The organism is Bacillus sp. FSL K6-1006 (assembly GCF_038593175.1).
GTDB classification, from domain to species: Bacteria; Bacillota; Bacilli; order Bacillales; family Bacillaceae; genus Bacillus; species Bacillus safensis.
The window spans coordinates 358,506-380,866 of record NZ_CP151970.1; the positions used below are offsets into that span (position 1 = coordinate 358,506).

At 43.9% G+C, this 22,361-nt stretch carries 10 protein-coding genes and 1 riboswitch; of the genes, 7 read left to right on the plus strand and 3 right to left on the minus strand.

All coding sequences use genetic code 11. The annotated features are described in order from the left end of the window. Nucleotide 1 precedes the first annotated feature (1 nt). From NSS65_RS01920 to NSS65_RS01930, 3 genes are all read right to left on the minus strand, one after another. Nucleotides 2-388, minus strand: coding sequence for a competence protein ComJ (locus tag NSS65_RS01920; RefSeq protein ID WP_034283302.1), 387 nt, complete (start codon nucleotides 386-388; stop codon nucleotides 2-4). Nucleotides 389-508: 120 nt separating this feature from the next. Further along, a complete protein-coding gene (locus NSS65_RS01925; RefSeq protein ID WP_326134942.1) occupies nucleotides 509-2,206 on the minus strand; it encodes a methyl-accepting chemotaxis protein in 1,698 nt (565 codons plus the stop codon). 127 nt (nucleotides 2,207-2,333) lie between these two features. Then, entirely contained in the window at nucleotides 2,334-2,762 is a 429-nt protein-coding gene (locus NSS65_RS01930; protein WP_024424305.1) for a NucA/NucB deoxyribonuclease domain-containing protein, read from the minus strand. A gap of 367 nt (nucleotides 2,763-3,129) precedes the next feature. Between NSS65_RS01930 and NSS65_RS01935 the strand changes: the two genes are divergently transcribed. The 7 genes from NSS65_RS01935 to NSS65_RS01965 all read left to right on the plus strand — a co-directional run bounded on the left by NSS65_RS01935 (nucleotide 3,130) and on the right by NSS65_RS01965 (nucleotide 22,344). Then, entirely contained in the window at nucleotides 3,130-5,199 is a 2,070-nt protein-coding gene (locus tag NSS65_RS01935; protein WP_342467339.1) for a hydantoinase/oxoprolinase family protein, read from the plus strand. Next, complete coding sequence (locus NSS65_RS01940) at nucleotides 5,189-7,177, plus strand: hydantoinase B/oxoprolinase family protein (protein ID WP_070326676.1); 1,989 nt, start codon at nucleotides 5,189-5,191, stop codon at nucleotides 7,175-7,177. The genes NSS65_RS01935 and NSS65_RS01940 overlap by 11 nt, the downstream gene beginning before the upstream one ends. After that, nucleotides 7,174-8,259 carry an ABC transporter substrate-binding protein gene (locus NSS65_RS01945; RefSeq protein WP_070326677.1) on the plus strand — a complete coding sequence of 362 codons (1,086 nt, stop codon included), beginning with the start codon at nucleotides 7,174-7,176 and terminating at the stop codon, nucleotides 8,257-8,259. The genes NSS65_RS01940 and NSS65_RS01945 overlap by 4 nt, the downstream gene beginning before the upstream one ends. Before the next feature lie 8 nt (nucleotides 8,260-8,267). Beyond that, nucleotides 8,268-9,359 carry an ABC transporter ATP-binding protein gene (locus tag NSS65_RS01950; RefSeq protein WP_326134943.1) on the plus strand — a complete coding sequence of 364 codons (1,092 nt, stop codon included), beginning with the start codon at nucleotides 8,268-8,270 and terminating at the stop codon, nucleotides 9,357-9,359. Further along, complete coding sequence (locus tag NSS65_RS01955; RefSeq protein WP_111927545.1) at nucleotides 9,359-10,228, plus strand: ABC transporter permease; 870 nt, start codon at nucleotides 9,359-9,361, stop codon at nucleotides 10,226-10,228. Before NSS65_RS01950 ends, NSS65_RS01955 begins: the two co-directional genes overlap by 1 nt. Continuing rightward, nucleotides 10,221-11,024 (plus strand): ABC transporter permease, encoded by an 804-nt coding sequence (locus NSS65_RS01960; protein WP_024424298.1) that lies wholly within the window; start codon nucleotides 10,221-10,223, stop codon nucleotides 11,022-11,024. Before NSS65_RS01955 ends, NSS65_RS01960 begins: the two co-directional genes overlap by 8 nt. Nucleotides 11,025-11,392: 368 nt before the next feature. Further along, nucleotides 11,393-11,486, plus strand: a riboswitch (cyclic di-GMP riboswitch). 145 nt (nucleotides 11,487-11,631) lie between these two features. Then, nucleotides 11,632-22,344, plus strand: coding sequence for a non-ribosomal peptide synthetase (locus tag NSS65_RS01965; RefSeq protein ID WP_326134944.1), 10,713 nt, complete (start codon nucleotides 11,632-11,634; stop codon nucleotides 22,342-22,344). Nucleotides 22,345-22,361: the final 17 nt, after the last annotated feature.

Consider the following 22,361-nt stretch of genomic DNA (forward strand, 5'->3'; position numbering starts at 1 on the left):
TCTACACTGTTTGGAAATTTACATAATAAACGTCTTGATCAGGCTGCTGTGAGGTGTAGCAGGTAAGCTGATAGTCTCCTTTTGGAATGGAGAAAGACAGCACTCTGGCCATGACGCTTGTGATATAAACTTGATCATTTGTAAGCGTAAAGGGAACTGTTATAGCTCTATCAACCGAGACTTGGGGCTCATCGCTATTTAATGTCACAATAATAGACGCCTTTCCATTATTGATTCCTTCAAAGGAAACTCCTTGATCTCCTGTTGCAAATCCTTGAAGAATGTCCTCATCTGTCCAATCAATAACAGGTGGTGTTTCGCTTCCGGTGTATACCGTGATTTGGTGGTAGGAGATAGATAGGGAATAGGCTTGATTTAAGTGATTCATATAAAAAACTCCTTTATTTAAGAATTTTTGTTGGAACGTGAATGGTTGAAAGAGTGATTCTTGAGGAGAATGTTAGGCAGCAAGACGATTGTCGCCGTCTTGCGCTATTTGTTGTGGGATCTAGATGTGAAATTGCGAGACCATTGTTTTTAAATCTCCTGCTAAATGGGCAAGCGCTTCTGATGAAGCTGTTACTTCTTCCATTGCAGCAAATTGCTCTTCTGTTAAACCGGCTACTTGCTGTGAATGTTCACTCGTTCGTTTCACGCCTTCTGTAATAGACGCAAAAGACTGTTTCGCATCGTTTGTATAAGCTGCGATTTTTTGTGATGCACTTGATAAATGTTTAATGCCATTCGCCATTTCTCTCATCGACTGCTGGATATCATGAAATGATTCCTCTGTATGAGAGATAAGTACAGCCCCTTGAGCCGCTTCCTCTCTTACTCGTTTGATGGCATTCGTCGAATGAGTCATCTCTTTTTGTATTTCAGAAATGAGATGGGAAATCATGTTTGATGATGCTTGAGATTCTTCTGCGAGCTTTCTCACTTCGTCTGCGACAACAGCAAATCCTTTTCCGTGCTCACCTGCCCGTGCTGCTTCAATTGCTGCATTAAGAGCTAGCAGGTTTGTCTGGCTGGCGATATCTGTAATGACTTTGGAAATATGATCGATTTCAGCTGAACGTGTTTCCAATGCTTGAATCGCTGTACCATTTTCTTCAATTGATTTGGCAATAGACGTCATTTGTGAATGAACTTCACCGATATTGTGTACACCTTTTTGGGCCACTTCTTGTGCGGAGTGACTTCTTGAAGCCATTTGTCCTGCATTTTCAGTGATGTTTGCCAGCTCGTTTGATACTTGAATCATTTTGTGCTCACTAGCTGTCATTTGAGCGGACTGTTCTTCTGAAGATTGTGCCACTTCTTGAATCGTATAGGTGATTTTTTCTGATGCTGCACTCGTTTCTTCTGCGCTAGCTGACAGCTGCTCAGAGGATGTGGCCACTAATTCAGACGTGTTCATGACATTTAGAATGGTTTGATTTAGTTTTTCACGCATCTTATTGAAATGGCCAGCCAGATCAGACAATTCATCACCAGCAGTATCCGTCACATTGATGGTTAAATCACCTTCGCCTGCACTCTTAATGGCAGAAGCCATATGCTTGAGACGTGCCTGAATCCGCTTAGTGAAAATAGAAATAATGATGACCGAAACGATCAGACTTAACAAAAGGACGATGACAAATTGTATATAGAATGACTGAAGCATTTGTGAAATCATGCTTTGATTGGCGCCAGTATAAAAAATACCAATTGTTTCGCCTGCTTCATTTTTGATCGGCATATAAGCCGTTTGATAGTCTTTCCCGGTAACATTTGCTGTGCCGTAATAGTTTTCCCCTTTATCTAAAACAGTGGTCTTCACTTCAGGAGAGACTTCTGTACCTACAGCTCGTTTCCCGTTTAACATGACATTCGTAGCAACGCGGGTATTTCCTTGAAAAATCGTGATGGTATCACCGGTATATTCGGCTAATTGGTCAACTAATGTGTCATGATCATTGATTTGCGTATTTCCTTTGAATAGCTTATCCTCTTTAATCTGCCACGAGCCTTCTACTTTTTCATTCAGGTAGGCGTAGCCTAGTTTTAAATCACCTTTTGCTTTTTCAGTTGCCATTTGCTTGATGTTTTCTGTCATCTCGCGATTCACCACATAACCAACAACTGCGGAAAAGATGATGAGGACACTTAAAAAGATCAGCAAAATTTTGGCACCGAGCCTCAGTTTTCCCTTTTTCTTCATGCTTTTTAACTCCTTTAGGTATAAGGTAGGGTATCCCTCCTTAAGGATTATCGGCATGAAAAAAGTGTTTAAAATACCTGCATGCAGTCATGTGAAAATTTTTTTAATATAGAAAAGGGAAAGGCTGCTAATCGATGATAAATTGGATTCTTGTGCCGTCTGGATCATCCGATAATTGATGACTTACCCACGAGCCTGCGCCTCTATTATCAGAAGGGCGTACATATTTGACAGAAGCTCCTGTGCCTCCTTCTTTGCACATCGCCATTGGCCATTCGTCACGATCATACCCGCGCTTTGTTGGAACGCCATGTAATGATCGATCCCTCTGCTCATCACTATGTTTACGGTCAATTGTACAAATGGACGAATGACCTTCATCAATGGCTTCTTCTATGTGCTTGGCTGTTTCGGGATAGCGGTCTGATGGAAAATGAATCGTTTTGTCATAAGATGAATTCGCTGTCTCTTGTTTCCCTTGCTCCAGCTGGATATAGCCTGTTGCTACACCAATAACAATCAATAAGAGCAAGAGAATCATTTTAAGAAGTTTCATAGATGCTGGCTCTCTTTCTTGTTTGCGTATTTTGTAAACAGAAGTATAGCAGAATTACTTACCAATTTCCCCTGGTTTTGAAAAAACGCCTTTTAAAATTCAAAAAACAGATTTTACAAGATTTCATGCTTTTCATTTTTGTAGAAATTCATAAAAATTTTAATTTTGTAGATCATAAAACGAATATGCTCATTCAAAATGGCTTTATCACTGCTTTTTGAGCTAATTTCAAGAATTTAACACACAGAAATTTCAAAAAAATAAAATTGACTAGACCGATCTGCTTTAATAATATGGAGTCAAATATCAAAAAATGTCGTAATTTATCAAAATATGATTCTAATTACATTGTAGGAGGGAAGTACAAATGGCGGATGTCTCATACCGGCTCGGAATAGACATAGGCGGAACATTTACTGATTTATCGTTGATAAATGAAGCAACAGGGGAGCTGACTGAACTCAAGACACCCACAGTGACTGATGACCCAGCCCAAGGAATTATCAATGGGTTAAATCTTCTAAAAAAAAGAGGTGTTGATTTATCCAACATTCAATACCTCGTTCACGGAATGACAATCGGTCTTAATACATTATTGCAGCGAAAAGGAGCAGATTTAGCCCTTTTTGTGACAGAAGGATTTCAAGATATATTGTCACTTCAACGTTTACGACTACCCATTCCTTATGACTTCAATTCTCGTTTGCCAGAACCATTGATACCTCGGAAGCATGTATATCCAATCTCTGAAAGGTTGATACACGATGGTACGATCAAAAAACCTCTCCATCTGCAGCAGTTAGATGATGCAGTCCAGCATGCTATATCTAAAAAGCTAGCAGGTATCGTCATTTCTTTTTTACATAGTTATCAAAACCCAGTTCATGAATTACAGGCAAAAGCCTATATCAATCATCATTATCCACAGTTAGAAGTCCTTACCTCATCTGAATTATGGCCTCAAATGAGGGAATACGAGCGTACAGTGATGTCTGTTGTTAATTTGTACATTCAACCAAAGGTGAAACAGTATTTGCAAACACTGAAAAGTCGTTTGAAGGAAGAAGGTGTACCAATTTCTCCATACATTACACAATCAAATGGTGGTTTAATGGATGCAGAAAGTGCGGCAACCTCGCCTGTGAAGACTCTCTTTTCTGGTCCGGCAGCCGGTGTCATCGGTGCGGCTAGAATTGCAGCATCATCTAGTGAACCCAACCTGATCACTTTTGATGTTGGGGGGACGAGTGCAGATATCTCGATTATTCAAAATGGAAAGCCTACAATGGCGCAATCGAATCAGCTTTCAGGCTTCCCAATTATTCTTCCATCTGTTGCGATGTATTCAATAGGAGCAGGAGGAGGTTCGGTAGCATGGATTGATCAGGGCGGACTTCTAAAAGCGGGGCCAGAATCAGTTGGCTCAAACCCGGGACCAGCTTCGTATGGAAAGGGAGAAAAAGCAGCTTTAACTGATGCGTTTCTCATATGCGGTTACCTCAACCAAGAACGTTTTGTCGGAGGACATTTACAATTACAGTTGTCTGCGGCGAAAAAGGCTTTTCAGCCAATTGCTGATCAGCTCAACAAAACGGTTGAAGAAGCGGCTGACCAGCTCATTCAAGTAGCCGTAGCCAATATGTACACAGAATTGAGCAATGTGATGGAGCAGCAAGGGTTTGACCCTAGAGATTTTAGTTTGCTGGCGTTTGGCGGAGCAGGGCCGGTTGTGGCGAATTTCCTTGCGAGAGAAATTCATGCGAAAAATGTGGTTGTTCCTCCAAGTCCGGGTACATTATGTGCGTTAGGTGCTCTGACTGCTGACTTTATTCATGATGCGGTGCTGTCGAAGAAAATATGCTTACAAGACTATTCGATCAACCAACTAAAACAAGATTATGAGAAGCTGTCGCGAAAAGCGACTGATTGGGTCAGCCAGCAAAACATTCAGCATATCAATCAAACATCCATTCTATTATTAGCAGACGCACGTTATCAGGGACAGGCATTTGAGATTGAACTGCCATTATCGATTGATTGGCTAAAGCAGGAACAAAATATCCACCAACTCATTGAAGCCTTTCACAAATTGCATCAGCGTCAATATGGTCATAGGGATGATCAGGCAAAAATCGAATTTACTCATTTACGCGTTCGAGTCATAGGCGAGACGCCTCCGCTGCCTTTTTCACCTGTTGATGAAAGCAGCGGACAGTCTTTGAAACCATATGAATATAGACGAATTTTTATTGAAGAAAAAGAATACGAAGCATCGGTTTATAACCGGGATACTCTGTCAGTAGGTTCTATTGTAAATGGGCCTGCCGTTATTGAGCAGGATGATACAACAACATTAATTTTGCCAAACTGGGCAGGCAGCATTGATCCATCAGGTAACTTAGTGATTTCAAAGGAGGCGGCTTTACATGAGAACTGACCCAGCAAAGCTTGAGATGATGCGCAGTTATTTTAATGCGATTGCATCAGGTATGGGGCATGTCATTGAACGGACGTCATTTACGACCTTCGTCAAAGAATCTGCTGACTTTGCGACAGCATTAGCCACGCCTTCTGGAGATTTCTTTGTTTATCCGAAGACAGTGGGTGTGACGATCTTTTTAGGGCTGAGTCTAAAAAAAGCGATTGAAGAAAGCGGGCCGATGCAGCCAGGAGACATTATCATCACTAATGATCCTTATACGACAGACGGTTTGGCGACTCACCTTCCAGATGTCCATATCATTAAGCCGATTTTTGTAGATGGTGAAATCGTAAGCTATGCTTGGTCTTTTGTTCATGTCAGTGATGTGGGTGGGCTTGTGCCTTCGAGTATTTCACCGACAGCAACGGATGTTCATCAAGAAGGATTAAGAATTCCGCCAGTGAAAATTTATGAAGGCGGGAAAGAGAATCAGGTCGTACGTACCTTTTTAAGAGCGAACAGCCGCGCTAGTCATCTAAATGATGGTGATATTAATGCGATGATTGCAGCAGTTAATACAGCAGATATTCGGTTAAAAGAAATGATTGGGAAATTTGGAAAATACGAAGTGAAACAAGGAATGATAGACTTGCTGAAGCAAGCCGAGGATCGTGCTGGAAAGGTCATTGAAGCTATACCGGATGGGACGAGTGAATTTGCTGATTATTTAGATGATGATATGATCTCAGACGTCCCTATTCGGTTGAAAATCAAGCTAACGATCAAAGGGAAACGGCTGACGCTCGATTTTTCTGAGTGTGATCCGCAAGTAAAAACAGCCTTTAACCTCGTTACCAATGGTCAGAAGCATTCCTTTCTTTATCAAGGATTGATTAATTACATCATTAGTAAGGATCCTTTTATACCGATTAATGGTGGAATAACGTATCCAATTGACGTGATCTCTCCTAAAGGAACGCTGGTGCATCCAGAATACCCGGCTTCTGTCGGGATTCGTCATTCGATTACGATGAGGCTGTACAATGTCGTGCTAGGCGCCATTGGTAAGCTGTTACCTGAAGCGGTGCCGGCAGCAGGTGCAGGTCAATCTGCCATTGTGGTTCTCTCAGTACCTGATGATCAAACGGGTGGCAGGAAAATGTCCGTTGTCGAACCATTAGGCGGAGGCGGCGGTGCTCAAAATGGTACTGATGGAGTGGACGGTATTGATCATTCGTCAGGCTTTTTGAAGAATACCCCAATTGAGAGTTTGGAACAGCATATTGATATTCATGTTCACCGATATGAACTTCTGCCGAATACAGGTGGAGCTGGTGAAAATCGAGGCGGACATGCGATTGGTTTGGAATTTGAAATGATGAAGCCTGAATCAATGGTGACAGCACGAGGAATGGAACGGATGAAGTTTCAGCCTTGGGGATTAATGGGCGGCCGAGCAGGATCGGTTGGTGAGGTCAAGCTGACCACGGCTAATGGTGAGAAACAAGACCAGTCCAAAATAGATGTTCTGCGACTTGAAAAAGGCGATATCGTTCAATTGATTTCACCAAGTGGAGGCGGCTGGGGGAATCCATTTGCCCGAAAGAAAGAAAAAGTCCTTCAGGAAGTGGAAGCAGGTCTATTAAGTGAAGAGAGAGCGCTGCAGCAATATGGTGTGAAAGTATATTTAGACCAAAATAAATGGAAGATTGATGAGGAGCAGACGAGCAGGGTGCGAGAAAAGGTTGATGTTTCTGCATCTACTGACGTGTGGGATTTCGGAGAACAAAGAGCAGCTTATGAGAAAGTATGGACGGACGAAGCCAGCAGTGAGCTGGCCGTTCAGCTTCGTTCCTATCCGGCTAACGAACGTACGCACTATAAACATGCAGTTCATCAACATTTCAGTCATAGAAATGAGCCGTTAACAAAGGAAGATATTACTCAAGCACTTTGTCAATTGAATGGACAAAAAGGGGGAAATAAATCATGAATAGAAGATTAATTGCTATTTTTGCAGGTATCCTATCAATCGTTGTACTGCTGGCCGCTTGTGGTGGAAATGGAAAGGATCAAGGCAAACAGCAGCAGACTGTGATTGTTGGCGTATATGGAGGCGATTGGGAAAAGAATATCAAACCAATCCTCGAAAAGTTTGAAAAAGATACAGGAATTAAAGTGCAAACCGTCTCTGGGGCGGATTCTGAATGGTTTACAAAATTAAAAGCGTCAAATGGAAAAAATCCACCATATGACTTACTAATCTTACAGCCCGATACGATTCAAAGAGGTATCGCAGCAAACGTTCTTGCGCCTATCGATGAAGATCAAGCGCCGAACGTCAAAAAACTTTACCGTTCTGTCCAAAAGAAGCTTACTGTGAATGGAAAACAATATGCAGCAGGCTTTAGTATGGGGCAGCTTGGAATTGCTTATAGAAAAGACCTCGTCAAGCAGGAACCAAACAGCTGGACTGACCTATGGAGCAGTCAGCTGAAAGGGAAGGTAGCCATTTCATCTCCGACTTATTCAGCCGGTTTGCAATTTTTCTCTGCACTTGTTCATGCGCAAGGGGGGACAGAATCAAATCCTAAGGATATTGATAAAGCATTTAAAAGTCTCGCGCAGTTAAAAGGTCATGTAGCTGCTTTTCCAGATAACCCAGGATCGATTCAAACTTTGTTAGAACGTGGGGATGTCGCGGCTGTTCCATATTGGGACGGGCGAGTATTTGCACTTGAAGAAGAAGGAATGGATATTGGTTTCTCATATCCGAAAGAAGGCGCTGTTGCAGCTGTTGCGAGCTGGGCTTTAACGAAGGGAAATCAGCACGAAGAAGCGGCGTACAAACTATTAAACTACTTGAGCGGAAAAGAAGCTCAGGAGGCATTCTCGGAAAAATCTTATTATGGCATGTCGAATTCTGATGTGAAATACAATGACAAGATTAAGGGGAAAGTGAAAGTTGGAGAAAATTATTACAGCAAGCTGACTTGGGTAGATTATGAAACAGCGACCTCTGAGCTTGGCAATTGGACAAATCGATGGAACGAAGTATTAGGCGGAGGAAAATAGGTGATCGCATGAGTGGAATTCATTTAGAACACATCAGTCAGCACTTCGGTGAGCAAATTGCTCTCAACGATGTCAGTCTTACGGTGAATGAGGGAGAGTTTTTCTCCCTTCTTGGTCCTAGCGGCTGCGGAAAATCAACGTTATTAAACATCATTGGCGGTTTTTTAGAACCAACAAAAGGTGTCGTCTATATTGGTGATCAGGATGTGACAGCTTTGCCGCCTTACCAAAGAAAAACAGGTATGGTCTTTCAAAGCTATGCACTTTTTCCGCATCTGACTGTATTTGATAATGTGGCGTACGGGCTAAAGGTTCAAAAGAAAAAGAAGGCGGAAATCAAAGAGAAGGTGATGGAAAGCTTGTCTCTTGTTCAATTAGAGGCATTTGCGAAACGGATGCCCCACCAATTAAGCGGTGGTCAGCAGCAGCGGGTAGCGATTGCAAGAGCGCTGGCGATTCAGCCGTCTGTTCTCCTTCTTGATGAACCGCTCAGCAACCTAGATGCCAAACTAAGAAAAAACATGCAGACAGAGCTGCGAAATATTCAAAGGAATGTCGGGATTACAACCATTCTTGTGACACATGATCAAGAGGAAGCCTTAAGCCTTTCTGATCGGGTTGGAATTTTAGGAGAGGGAAGAATTCAGCAGATTGGGACGCCTTTAGAGGTGTACCGCCAGCCAAACAATCGATTTGTAGCTGAATTCATCGGACAGGTGAACATCTTTGAGGCCGTGTACAATGCAGCTGATACGGCATTTACAGTTCCGCATGTAACCCATTCAAACGGTCAGCACCTTCAGCTGCAGGCTGCGGCACATCAAGAGAAGAGGGAAAAGCAACTGCTTATGCTGCGTCCTGAAAGAATCAGCATCTCTTCTGAGCGGGAGGAAGTAAAGCCGAACCATGTATCAGGCGTGCTGTCAGATGTGAGTTATATTGGGCATTCATTACGTTTGGTTGTGGGGCTTGATCATGGTGAAATTATTGTCCATGCTTCTGATGCGGCATTTCCCGAGCTGCCTGAAGTTGGAGAAACCGTCCATATCCATTGGCAGCCTGAAGATATCGTTTTCTTAGATTCGAAGGTGCATACGTGATGCGAATCAAGAAAAAGAATCAACGATTTCATTGGTTTATGCTGCTGCCAGCCTGTTTGTTTCTTGTAGTATTTTTACTAGCTCCTCTGGTGATGATGCTCGTTCTCAGTTTTCGCGATGTCGATTCGATGATGAATACATTACAAACGTATAGCTTTTCTCAATATATTCATGTGTTCACGACAGATGCATATGTAAAGGCGATTGGAAGTACTGTGTGGGTGGCTTTGCAGACAACGGTGATTTCTTTATTGATGGCATACCCCGCAGCATACGTGCTCGTCAAAGCACCTAATCCGCGTCTGCGGGCATTTTTCTATATCCTACTTGTGTCGCCGCTTTTGACAAGTGTTGTGATTCGGACATTTGCATGGATTGTTCTTCTTTCGCAAAATGGTCTGATCAATGGCATGTTACTAGATTTACATGTAATTGAGAAGCCGCTCTCGATGCTGTGGAATATGAATGCGGTCATTATTGCCTATGTCCAAGTCATGCTGCCATTTGCAGTACTGCCGATCGCAACAAGCTTAACCGATATGGATCGTCACTTAAGACCGGCTTCTATGAGTCTTGGAGCTGGCCGGATTCGAACCTTTTTTCATGTCACCTTACCACTGACCATTCCAGGCATGGTGACTGGCGCAATCATCGTCTTCTCACTGGCAGCAGGAAGTTATATCACCCCGCTGTTAGTCGGCGGACGGATGCAGCCGCTGCTGCCGCTGTCAATTTATCAGCAGGTCATGCAGGTGTATAATCTGCCTCTTGCTGCAGCTATGTCCTTTACATTATTGGTTTGTGTGCTTGTGGTAGTCAGTCTATTAAGCTATTTATTGAAGCGTTGGGAGGCGAGGATGCATGCGTAAAAAGTCAATAGGTGACCGCTTGCTTTCCATCCTGATTTGGACTGCTGGGTCATTGGTTTATCTTTTTTTAACCATACCTGTTCTTGTGATCGTCCTATCTGCTTTTAGTCCAAATGCCTTTCCTGAATTTCCACCGACTTCGTTCTCTGTTCGCTGGTTTCATGAGGTCGTGTCAAATCCAGAATGGATGGAATCTCTTCGGATCAGTGTGATTCTGCTGTTCATCGTGACGCCTCTCACGGTTCTTTTAGGGACAATGGCTTCGTATGCTTTAGCAAGGCTTTCCTTTAAGGGAAAGGAGGCTGTCCAAGCTTTCATTCTGTCACCTCTCATGATTCCTCAGGTGGTGTTAGGGATTGCGATGCTTTACTTGTTTACGGCTATGGGCTTTACAGGGTCTTTGTGGGCGCTCGTCATTGGTCACGTCATCATTGGTTTTCCCTATGTGGTTCGAACGGTAGGCGTGAGTGTTTCGAATTTAGATCCGCGGCTTGAGCTGGCTTCAATGAATCTTGGCGCAGGACCCATTCGCACGTTTTTTCGAGTCACATTGCCTTTGATTAAGCCGGGAATCATTGCAGGAGGGGTGTTTTCAGCTGTGACGTCATTTGGGGAAATATCGATCAGTTTGTTCGTTTCCTCTCCTCAAACCATTACAATCCCCGTCAGGACCTTTAATTACATTGAGCAGACCTTTGATCCGAGTGTCAATGCGATATCTGTCATATTTATTATCATTTCTATCATTGCGCTGCTCATTATTGAGAAAACGATTGGTCTGTCTAAGGTGATGTAAATATAATGAAGAAACAAGGAGTTGTCATTTGAAATGACAGCTCTTTTTTTGTTGTTTTTACAGTAAAAAAAATTCATTTTTTTAGGGAATATAGTTCTTAAGATTTAAGAATTTGCGGGGAACGCAAGGAGACCTCTATCCTACATTTTCGGTCATATTTTCAAAATTTAAGGGAAAATATGAAATTTTTGCGGTATTTAGTCGATTATTTTCGGTTGAACGCAACTATTATTAGTTATTTTCGGTAAATATCGTCAATTATCATGGGATCCCTTCGGTATGACGCATGAATCTTTACACCCATTTTTCGGTGAAAAAAACAATATTTTCATATAAAGTGGACGTAAATAGAAAATATCTAAAAGAAAAGAAGAAAAAGGCAAATCTATGGAAACATAGAGACGCAAAGCCATGTCCTAAGGTAAATGATTCTTTTTTTGCTAAGGTCGGCAGGCTACCGAATGAAAATGGGAGTCCCTCCGTTTTATTCGGGGTGGGCTCCTTTTCTGTTAAACCGTCTATTTTAATGAAATAGACTTGGTTCTTTTGATATAGAGGGTGCAGGGTGAAATTGGTGGAGAAAACATAGAAGAGGCGGAGGATGAGAATGAATACAGTTTATTACCCCTTAACACATGCGCAAAAGCGAGTATTCTACACGGAAAGATTTTATCCAGGTACAAGTATTTCTAATTTGGGTGGATTCGCCAGGTTGAGATCAGCATCTGGTCTCGATCCTTCTTTGGTCGTCGATGTGCTTCAAGCGTACATTCGACAAACTGACTCTCTTCGGCTGAGGCTCGTGTATCGAGATGAAGAGGAGGAGCCTGTTCAATATATCAAACCTTATGAAAAACAGCTGATTCGCATGGAAAAGGGCTGGAGTGAAGAGGAGGTAAGGGCTTGGGCAAACGAGCAGATTCGTGAGCCAATGCCATTGATTGACAGCCCCTTGATTGAATTTACGGTGTTTCAAATCAGTGATCAAGAGTGCTGGCTGTTCTGTAAAGCACATCATATTGTCGCGGATGGTATTTCCATCATTTTAATGGGAAATCGCATTATTGACTTATATCATGACATGCTGCAAGGAGTAGACATCTTGCCAGTTGAGGAGATTTCCTTCGTTGATCACATCATGAGTGAGCAGACCTATGAATCTTCTAAACGTTTTCAAAAAGACCAAGCTTTTTGGAATGAGCAATTTGCTCATATTCCAGACTTCGCATCGTTAAAACCGCATAAGGGATACGAGATGAGTTTACATGCGGAGCGATTTTCAGGGGATGTTCCAGATTCTTTAAAAGAGAAGCTTCGTGTCTTTTGTGAAGAGCAGAAAGTCAGCATGCTTTCAATGTTTATGTCCACTGTCTATATTTACTTACATCGTTTTAGCGGTATGGAAGATGTCGTTCTTGGAACCTTTATGGGCAACCGGACGAATGCCAAAGAAAAAAAGATGATTGGGATGTTTGTATCCACGATTCCAATGCGTGCATCTGTTCAAGGGTCGCAATCGTTTCTTGATTTCGTAAAGCAGGTCATGGCGGATCAAATGAAGATATTACGTCACCAAAAGTACCCTTACAATCTGCTCATGAATGATTTGCGGGAAAGAGAAGGGTTTACAGGACGCCTTTTTGATATTTCTTTAGAGTATCAGGTGATGCAGTGGCAGAAAAAAGAGAATCTGTCGTTCATTACTGAACCGATTTTTAGCGGGAGCGGAATGAATGATATTTCAATACATGTGAAAGACCGCTGGGATACTGATACATTGACCATTGATTTGGATTACCGTACAGATGTATTCACAGAAGAAGAAATGAGTAAGATGTTTGATCGATTCTTGATATTACTAGAAGCGGCCGTCTCTCAGCCTGATCAGCTGATCGGGACACTGCCTTTACTTTCAGCAGGAGAACAAAAGGAGCTGCTGCAATTATCTGAAGGAGAATCGTTTGAAAGGCCAGCAGCAAAACCGGTTCATCACCTGTTTGATGAGACAGCCAACAAATATGCAGACCGGACAGCCGTTGTAGCAGAAAATGGAACAATTACTTATGGAGAGCTGCAACAACAGGCAGAAAAGCTGGCTCGTTTTTTACAAATGAAAGGTATCTCACGTGATGTGCCTGTTGCTGTTTTGATGGAGCGGAAGACAGATGCCATGGTAGCAGTCTTCGGCATACTAAAGGCTGGCGGGGCATATGTACCAATTGATCCGGCATTACCTGAGGAGCGCATTCAATTTATTGTGGAGGATTCAGGTGCTTCTATTGTGTTAACAGATGAATCTTTCATTCAAGAGTACCCAGCCCTCTCGGAAAAATTAATCGTGCAGCAGCAAATATTATTAGATGGTGGACAGCTGCCTGAGCTCGTAGAACAGACGGCGCCGGAGGATTTAGCCTACATGATTTATACATCCGGTACGACTGGAAAGCCGAAGGGCGTCATGATTGAGCATCTTCAGCTACATCATTTGGTCCATGCTTTGCATCATGAGATGTATCAAGGGACGAATGAGCTACAAATGGCGCTTCTAGCCCCATTCCATTTCGATGCATCGGTCAAACAAATCTTTGCTGCCCTTTTATTTGGACATACGCTTCATATCATCCCGCGAGAAACGACGAGAAATGGCATGCAGCTAGCGGCTTATTACAGAAAACATCAAATTGAAGCGGCAGATGGAACACCGGCGCATGTGCAGCTTTTACTTGCTGCGGATTTGGACGGGCTGTCATTGATGCACATGCTGATTGGGGGAGAAGCGCTGCCTGCGAAAGCAGCACGTTCACTCATCGAAGCAGTTCGTATGAGTCAGCCTGATTTTACTCTGTGGAATGTGTATGGTCCAACTGAGACGTGTGTGGATGCGGCGGTGCATCGTCTAGCTCTCAGTGAGCTGAGCGAATCAACTGAACAGCGCTATGTGTCGATTGGAAAACCGCTTGGTCATCATCGTATTTATATTTTAAATGAACATGATCAATTACAGCTGCATGGGGCAGCTGGAGAACTGTGCATTGCCGGTATAGGTGTTGGGCGAGGCTATGTGAATCAGCCTGAATTGACGGAGAAGGTATTCACGGCAGACCCGTTTTCTCCGCATGAGCGGATGTATCGAACAGGGGATCTAGTCAGATGGCTTCCAGATGGCACGATTGATTATCTTGGCAGAATGGACGATCAAGTGAAAATAAGGGGTTACCGCATAGAAACAGGCGAGATAGAAGCGGTAATGGAGCAGGTAGATGGAGTTGATAAGGCTGTCGTGCTAGTGGTTGATGAAGCGGATGGGGAAAAGGCGTTAAGTGCTTACTATCAAGCTCGTCAAAAAGGTGTGTCTGTTGACATGCTGCAAGCGGCTATCAAACATCAGCTTCCAGCTTACATGATGCCGCTTTATTTCAAAGAACTCGATGCTTTTCCACTCACAGTCAGCGGCAAAGTCGACCGTCGTGCACTTGCTGCGTTAAAAGGTGATAGAGCGGTTCATGCTGTTTATACGGCACCTAGAAACGATATAGAAACGAAGCTTGTTCATTTGTGGGAAGACATTCTTGATCAAGAGAAGATCGGTGTATATGATTCTTTCTTCGATCGAGGCGGGCATTCGCTCAAAGCGATGACCGTACTTACACAGGTTCAGCGAGACTTGCAAGTGGAGGTGCCGCTGTCCGTTTTATTTGAACAGCAGACGATTGCTGCTTTGGCTGCTTATATTGAGCAGGCAGAAAAGTCTTCTGAAACGGTGATACCAAAAGCGCCGGCTGCTGATCATTATCCATTGTCGCCTCCACAGCAGCGCGTCTACATGGTGAGTCAATTGGAGCAAAGCACTGCATATCATATGCCTGCTGTTGTGAGGTTAAAAGGAACTCTGCAGCTCGAGAAGCTGACTGAAGCCTTTGACAGGATGATCTCACGTCACGATATGCTGCGTACTTCTTTTCATACGATAAAAGGTGTTCCTCGTCAGCGGATAGCATCATCAGTGTCCTTTCAAATAGAACAGCTGACAGGCGGTACGATGGAAGAAAACATGCAGCAATTTGTCAGACCTTTTGATCTTGAGTGTGCGCCGCTTCTTCGAATTGGTTTGCAGTCATTGCAAGATCAGGAGCATTTGCTCTTTTTCGATATGCATCATTTGATTTCAGATGGTCTTTCGATCGATTTAATGCTGCGTGAGCTGTCAGATGCTTACGAGGGCTTGGTTAAAGCACCATTGAAGCTTCAATATCAAGATTATGCTGTTTGGCAGCAGCACCAAGGCTTTCAAAAAGAAGAGGCATTTTGGCTGCAAGAATTTTCGGGCGATATTCCGGCTTTACAGCTGCTGACCGATTATCAGCGTCCAGCTGTCCAGTCTTTCGCAGGGGATCGTGTCATCAAAGAAATAGATGAAGTGTTAAAGAATCAATTACAGGAGCTTGCAGCAAACCATCACACGACACTGTATACGGTCTTGCTTTCTGCTTACTATACATTGCTTGCGAAATATACGGGTCAAAAGGAATTCGTGGTCGGAACACCGGCTTCAGGGCGTGTGCATACAGATTTGAATGACATGATCGGTATGTTTGTCCAGACACTTGCTTTGCGGTCGGAGGTAGATCCGAATGGAACCATGTCTCAGTTGATTGAGCAAGTAAAGGAAAAGACGATGCAGGCATTTGAGCATCAGCAATATCCATTTGAACGGCTGCTTGAAAAGCTGAATGTGCCAAGAGATTTTAGCCGTCATCCATTGTTTGACACCGTCTTTACACTCGCGCCGGATCATGGAGCAGCTCAGCATATTGGAGACATGCTGGTCGAGGTTGAAGAAACCAATTTCCATATTGCGAAATTTGATTTAACACTGCAAGCGATGGAGTCCGATCAAGGTTTATCCTTTGTACTTGATTACAGTACGGCTCTATTTAAACGAAGTACGGCAGAGCAGATGATGAAACATTATATTTATCTGCTGGAGCAGATGGTTCAAGCGCCGCAGGAAGCTATTCAATCCTATCGATTACTGTCTGAACAAGAAGCAGAAGCTCAGTTAAATAGGTGGAATCCGATACCTTCGCCTTATCCAGCAGAAGAAACCATTGTGACGCAGTTTGAAAAACAGGTGCAGCAGCATGGTCATCAGCCTGCATTGCAATGTGAAGATGTGGTTCTTTCTTATCAAGAGCTGAATGACCGAGTGAATCAGCTGGCTCATTATTTGCGTGAAAATGGTTTTGAAAAAGGGATGAAAGCGGCCTTATTCTTTGAACGATCCAATGAAATGGTGCTCTCTGTTCTGGCTGTGCTTAAGGCGGGCGGTGTCTATGTACCAATTGACCCCGATTTCCCTGATGAGCGCGTGAAGCACTTTTTAACAGACAGCGGTGCACAATTCTTACTGACACATCAAGTGCTGCGCCAACGTTCGGTGCTCACTGCATTTGAGGGAACCATCATAGAAACAGAAGATCAAGCGATTACTCAGCAGTCAGACAGCCCTATAGATGTTCATATTTCACCTGAGGACTTAGCGAATTTGACCTATACATCTGGTACAACCGGTAAGCCTAAAGGAAATATGGTGACACACCGGAACATTTTGAGAACGGTGAAGCAATCGAATTATCTCACCATTCTTCATGAAGACACGGTGATGAGCCTCTCAAACTATGTATTTGATGCCTTTATGTTTGATGTGTTTGGTGCATTATTAAACGGAGCGAAACTCATTGTTCTGCCAAAGGATCATATTTTAAACATGAATGAGCTTTCTGGAGCGATTGAGAAGGAAAAAGTCAGTATTTTAATGATCACGACAGCTCTTTTTCACTTACTCATCGATATGAAAAAAGACAGCCTGAAAAACGTAAGAAAAGTGCTGTTTGGCGGAGAACGTGCTTCTGTGCCTCATGTAGTGACTGCACTTGAGACAGTTGGGAAAGACAAGCTTGTTCATATGTACGGACCTTCTGAGAGCACAATTTTCACCACATATTATCCTGTGAATCATATTGAGAAGCAGGCGTTATCCATCCCAATCGGAAAGCCAGTGAGTCAAACGGCTGTTTATATTGTAGATGAGTTTGGACATGTTCAGCCGCCGGGCGTGGCGGGAGAGCTATGTGTCGCTGGTGATGGACTGGTGAAAGGATATTATAAGCAGCCAGAACTAACAAGCGAAAAGTTTGTCAACAATCCTTTCCGCCCTGAAGAAACCATGTATAAAACGGGCGATCTTGCACGCTGGCTGCCGAATGGAGATATTGAATTCATTGGACGGATCGATCATCAAGTGAAGATTCGCGGACAGCGTATCGAGCTTGGGGAAATTGAACACCAGCTGCTGCAGCATCCTCAGGTGAAGGAAGCTGTCGTCATTGCTGCTCCGAATGACACGTTATGTGCGTATTTCACAGCAGAAGGATCTGTCTCATTAACTGATTTGCGCGAGCAAGCAGGACGTGAACTGCCTGTATATATGATGCCGGCATTTTTCATGCCATTAGACGAGCTTCCTTTGACGAATAATGGCAAGGTCGATAGGCGGGCGCTGCCGGCACCTAATCTCAGTGAGCAGGGGGCAAATGAATACACCTCTCCTCAAACAGAAACAGAGCGTCTGCTGGCGAACATTTGGGAGGAAGTTCTTGAAGTGCCGCGAATCGGCAGGCACGATCATTTCTTTGAATGCGGGGGCCATTCGCTGCGCGGCATGAAAATGCTGAATAGGCTGTATGAAGAGATGCAGGTGGAGCTCTCTTTGAAGTCTTTATTTGAATCCCCGACATTAGAAGCGTTCGCCCTTGCAGTTGATCAAGCGGATCAAACGGAGATCAAGCGAGTAGAAGTTGCCAAAGAGGCGGCCTATTATCCAGTGACATCTGCTCAGAAAAGACTGTTTGTTTTGGAGAAAATGACTGATGCGGAGCAAAGCTATCATATGCCGGCTGCCTTAAAGCTAGAAGGCGCCTTTGATGAAAAACGATTTGAAAAGGCAATTGATCAGCTAGTCCAACGTCATGAAGCTTTCCGAACGAGCTTTGATTTTGTTGAGAATGAACCTGTTCAACGTATTGAAACAAATGTCTCTATAGACATTGAAAAAATTGAACAGAACGGCCGAGACATACAGGAATTAATGAATGACTTTATCAGGCCATTTGATGTAGAAAAAGCGCCTTTACTCAGAATAGGGCTAGTTTCCGTTTCCGTAAATGTCCATTATTTACTGATTGATATGCATCATATCATTTCAGATGGTGCGTCTGTTGGCATTTTAATTGAGGAGCTATCAGCCTTGTATCGGGGAGACAAACTAGAGGAATTACCTGTTCAATATAAGGATTATGCAGTTTGGTCAAAAAGTGAGGCATCTGCTGCGCAAAAAGCAGCTGAAGAGGCATTCTGGCTGGATCAATTAGAAGGGGAACTGCCTGTACTGGCACTGCCGGAAGACCTGCCAAGGCCAAAAGTGCAAACATTCGCAGGAGATCGTGTCTCATTTACAATCGAAGGTTCGCTTAAAGCGAAATTGGACGAACTCGTTAGAGCGCTCAACAGTACGACCTATACAGTCCTGCTTGCTAGCTACAGTATTCTTTTAAGCAAGCTTTCAAGACAAGAGGATATCATCATTGGTTCTCCGGTTGTTGGCAGAACCCATCCTGATATTCAATCTGTGATCGGCATGTTTGTGAACACGCTGGCACTTAGAACAAGACCAGCAGGACATCAGACAGCTGCTGAATTTGCGTCAAATGTTCATCAGCTTGTGTTAGAGGCAAACGAGCATCAGCTGTACCCATTTGAAGAATTGGTAGATCAGGTGCAAACGGTTCGAGATACAAGCCGCCATCCAATTTTTGACGTGGTATTCTCAATGGAAAATGCGGATATTCGTGATTTATCAATGGATGGGCTTCACATTGTTCCACAGCCATTCGAAGAGAAGATCGCCAAATTTGATTTGACCTTAACTGGAAACGAATCCGCAGATCAAATTGAGCTCGTGTTTGATTTTAATTGTTCTATCTTTCAAAAGACGTCAATTGAAAAGTGGAAAGAATATTTCCTTCATTTGCTGGAACAAATGGTGTCAGCACCAGATCAATCGTTAGATCAAATGCGATTATTGTCACCACAGCAGCAGCAAAAACAGCTGAACGAATGGTCAGGTCCTGTTCTAGACGTCCCGTCAGATCAAACCGTTCATGCCTTGATTGAGGCTAAGGCACAAGAAGCACCGCACCAAAAAGCAGTGGTCTTCTGCGGAACGAGCTGGACGTATGATGAGCTGAACCATCGGGCGAATACAGTCGCTTCAAGACTCATCGCAAACGGCACAAAACCAGGAGACCGCGTCGGCATTCTCACCCGTCCGTCCCTTGATATGACGGCAGCTGTTCTTGGCGTTCTCAAGGCAGGTGCGGCATTCGTTCCAATTGATGCAGACTATCCAGCGCAGCGTATTGCCTACATGCTGGAAGACTGCGGGGCAGAGGTACTTCTAATGCAAAAAGGACTTACTGCACCACCTTCCTTTACAGGTCATGTGTTGTTCATAGAAGATGCGGTAGAAGGAGAAGCTCACGAGATTCAGGTTCATATCAAACCAACGGATCTCGCTTATATGATTTACACGTCTGGGACGACAGGACAGCCGAAGGGTGTCATGGTTGAGCACCAGTCCCTTGTGAATCTTGCATTTTGGCACAATGATGCGTTCCAAGTGACGAAAGACGATCGAACTGCGAAATATGCCGGCTTTGGCTTTGACGCCTCCATTTGGGAGATGTTCCCGACGTGGATCGCCGGCGCAGAGCTGCACATTATCGACGAAGCGATTCGCCTTGATATGATCAAGCTCAATGCGTATTTCAATAAGGAAGACATCACCATTGCCTTCCTGCCGACCCAGCTATGCGAGCAGTTTATGTCAATGGACAACCATTCTCTGCGTTATTTACTAACAGGCGGAGATAAGCTGAAACAGGTAAAGCCAGTTTCATACAAACTAGTGAATAACTACGGTCCGACTGAAAATACAGTCGTAGCGACAAGCGGAGTCATCAATCCAGATCAAGGCACGATTCCGATTGGAACAGCCATTGCCAATACACGTTTCTACATCATGGGTTCTTTATACGACCTGTCGCCGCCAGGCGTACCCGGTGAGCTCGTCATTGCAGGAAAAGGGCTAGCTAGAGGCTACTGGAATCTTCCAGAGGAAACAGACAAACGATTTGTCCCAGATCCATTTTATCCAGGCGAGCGCATGTATCGCACAGGGGATTTAGTGAAATGGACAGAGGATGGCGAGCTGATCTATCTCGGCAGAATAGACCATCAGGTCAACATTCGGGGCTTCCGGATTGAACTGTCAGAAATTGAAGCGCAGCTCCTGACGCTGGATTCGGTCAAAGAAGCCGTCGTGACAACGGTCAAAGATGCGGGTGATCAGGACGCCCTTGCCGCTTACGTAATCACGAAGAACGATACAGATACAGAGAACTTAAAAGAAAGCCTAAAACGCACGTTACCAGAATACATGGTGCCATCATGGATCATAAAACTAGATCAATTTCCAATGACGGCCAATGGAAAAGTCGATCTCAAAGCATTGCCAGCACCTGATATCGAAGCGAACCAAACGGTATACGAAGCACCAAGAGATGAAGTGGAAACGCTGCTTTGCGGCATTTGGGAAGATGTCCTTGGCGTCAGCCAAGTCGGCATCCACGATCACTTCTTCTTCCTTGGCGGAGATTCGATTAAAGGCATCCAAATGGCAAGCAGACTCACGCAAGCAGGCTGGAAGCTCGATATGAAACTTCTATTCCAGTACCCAACGATTGCGGAGCTTCGCCCATATATTGAAGAAGCCGATCTTCTCACAGCCGACCAATCACCTGTCGAAGGAGAAGTCATTTTAACACCGATTCAACGCTGGTTCTTTGAACGAAACTTTACGAATCAGCACCATTGGAACCAATCGATGATGCTTCATGCGCCAAATGGTTTAAATGAGAAAAACGTTCAGCAAGTACTGGAACAGCTCATGATTCATCATGATGCCTTGCGAATGGTGTATCCGCTCGAAGAAGGGCGCGTCATCCAGCGTCATCGAGGAATCGAGGAAAATAATGTGGCAATTGATGTGGTGGAAGTAACAGGAGAGCTGTCGCAGCAAATCCAGCAGGTAGAAAAGCTGGCAAATGAAGTGCAGGCGAGTATATCGCTAGCAGACGGGCCTTTAGTGAGACCTGCCATTTTCCGAACGGATCAAGGGGATCATTTATTGCTGGCTGTACACCATCTTGTCATTGATGGTGTGTCATGGCGCATTTTCCTTGAAGATTTCATGGCTCTTTATGAACAGTCGAAGCGCGAGGAAACTCTTACCCTTCCTGAAAAAACACACTCCTTCCAAGAATATGCCCAGAAGCTGACTGAATACGCTGTGTCAGATGAGCTGCTATCGGAAAGAGATTATTGGAAAAAGGTGCTTGCGCATTCCGTTCCTCCACTTCAAAAGGATCATGTCACGGAGGATCAACGAATGCTTCATACACAGACCATTCGTTTTACATTGTCTGAAGAGGAAACACGCAGTCTGTTGACGGATGTACATGAAGCCTATCAAACAGAAATCAATGATATTTTGCTGACGGCATTAGGGTTGTCCATGAAAGAGTGGACAGGTGAAGACAGGCACTTTATTCATCTTGAAGGACACGGGAGAGAGGACATCCTCCCTGCGGTCAATGTATCACGGACCATCGGATGGTTTACTAGTATGTATCCTGTGTTATTGGATATGTCGCATGCAGACGATCTTTCTTATCAGATCAAGTATTTAAAAGAGGAACTCAGACACATTCCGAACAAGGGCATCGGCTATGGCGTTTTAAAATACTTAACACCTGACAAGATGAAGGACGATATCGATTTTCAAGTCACACCAGATATCAGCTTTAACTATCTTGGTCAGTTTGATGAACAGATCGGCGGCGGTGAATTGAGGCGTTCTCCATGGCATGCAGGACAATCGCTGAGCCCTGAATCTGAGAAACCTCATGCGCTGGATATTGTTGGTTTCGTAGAACAAGCAATGCTCCATGTGACGATTTCCTATCATCACCTTGAATTCGAAGAACGTACGATCGAACAGTTCAAGGAACTCTTAGAAAAGAATGTGAAGGCACTGATCTCACATTGTCTATCACAGGATGAGAGTCAGATCACACCTAGTGATGTGGGGGATGAGGATCTCACCATGGACGAACTTGAAAAGCTAATGGATCTATTTTAAGCAAAAATGAAGAGGTG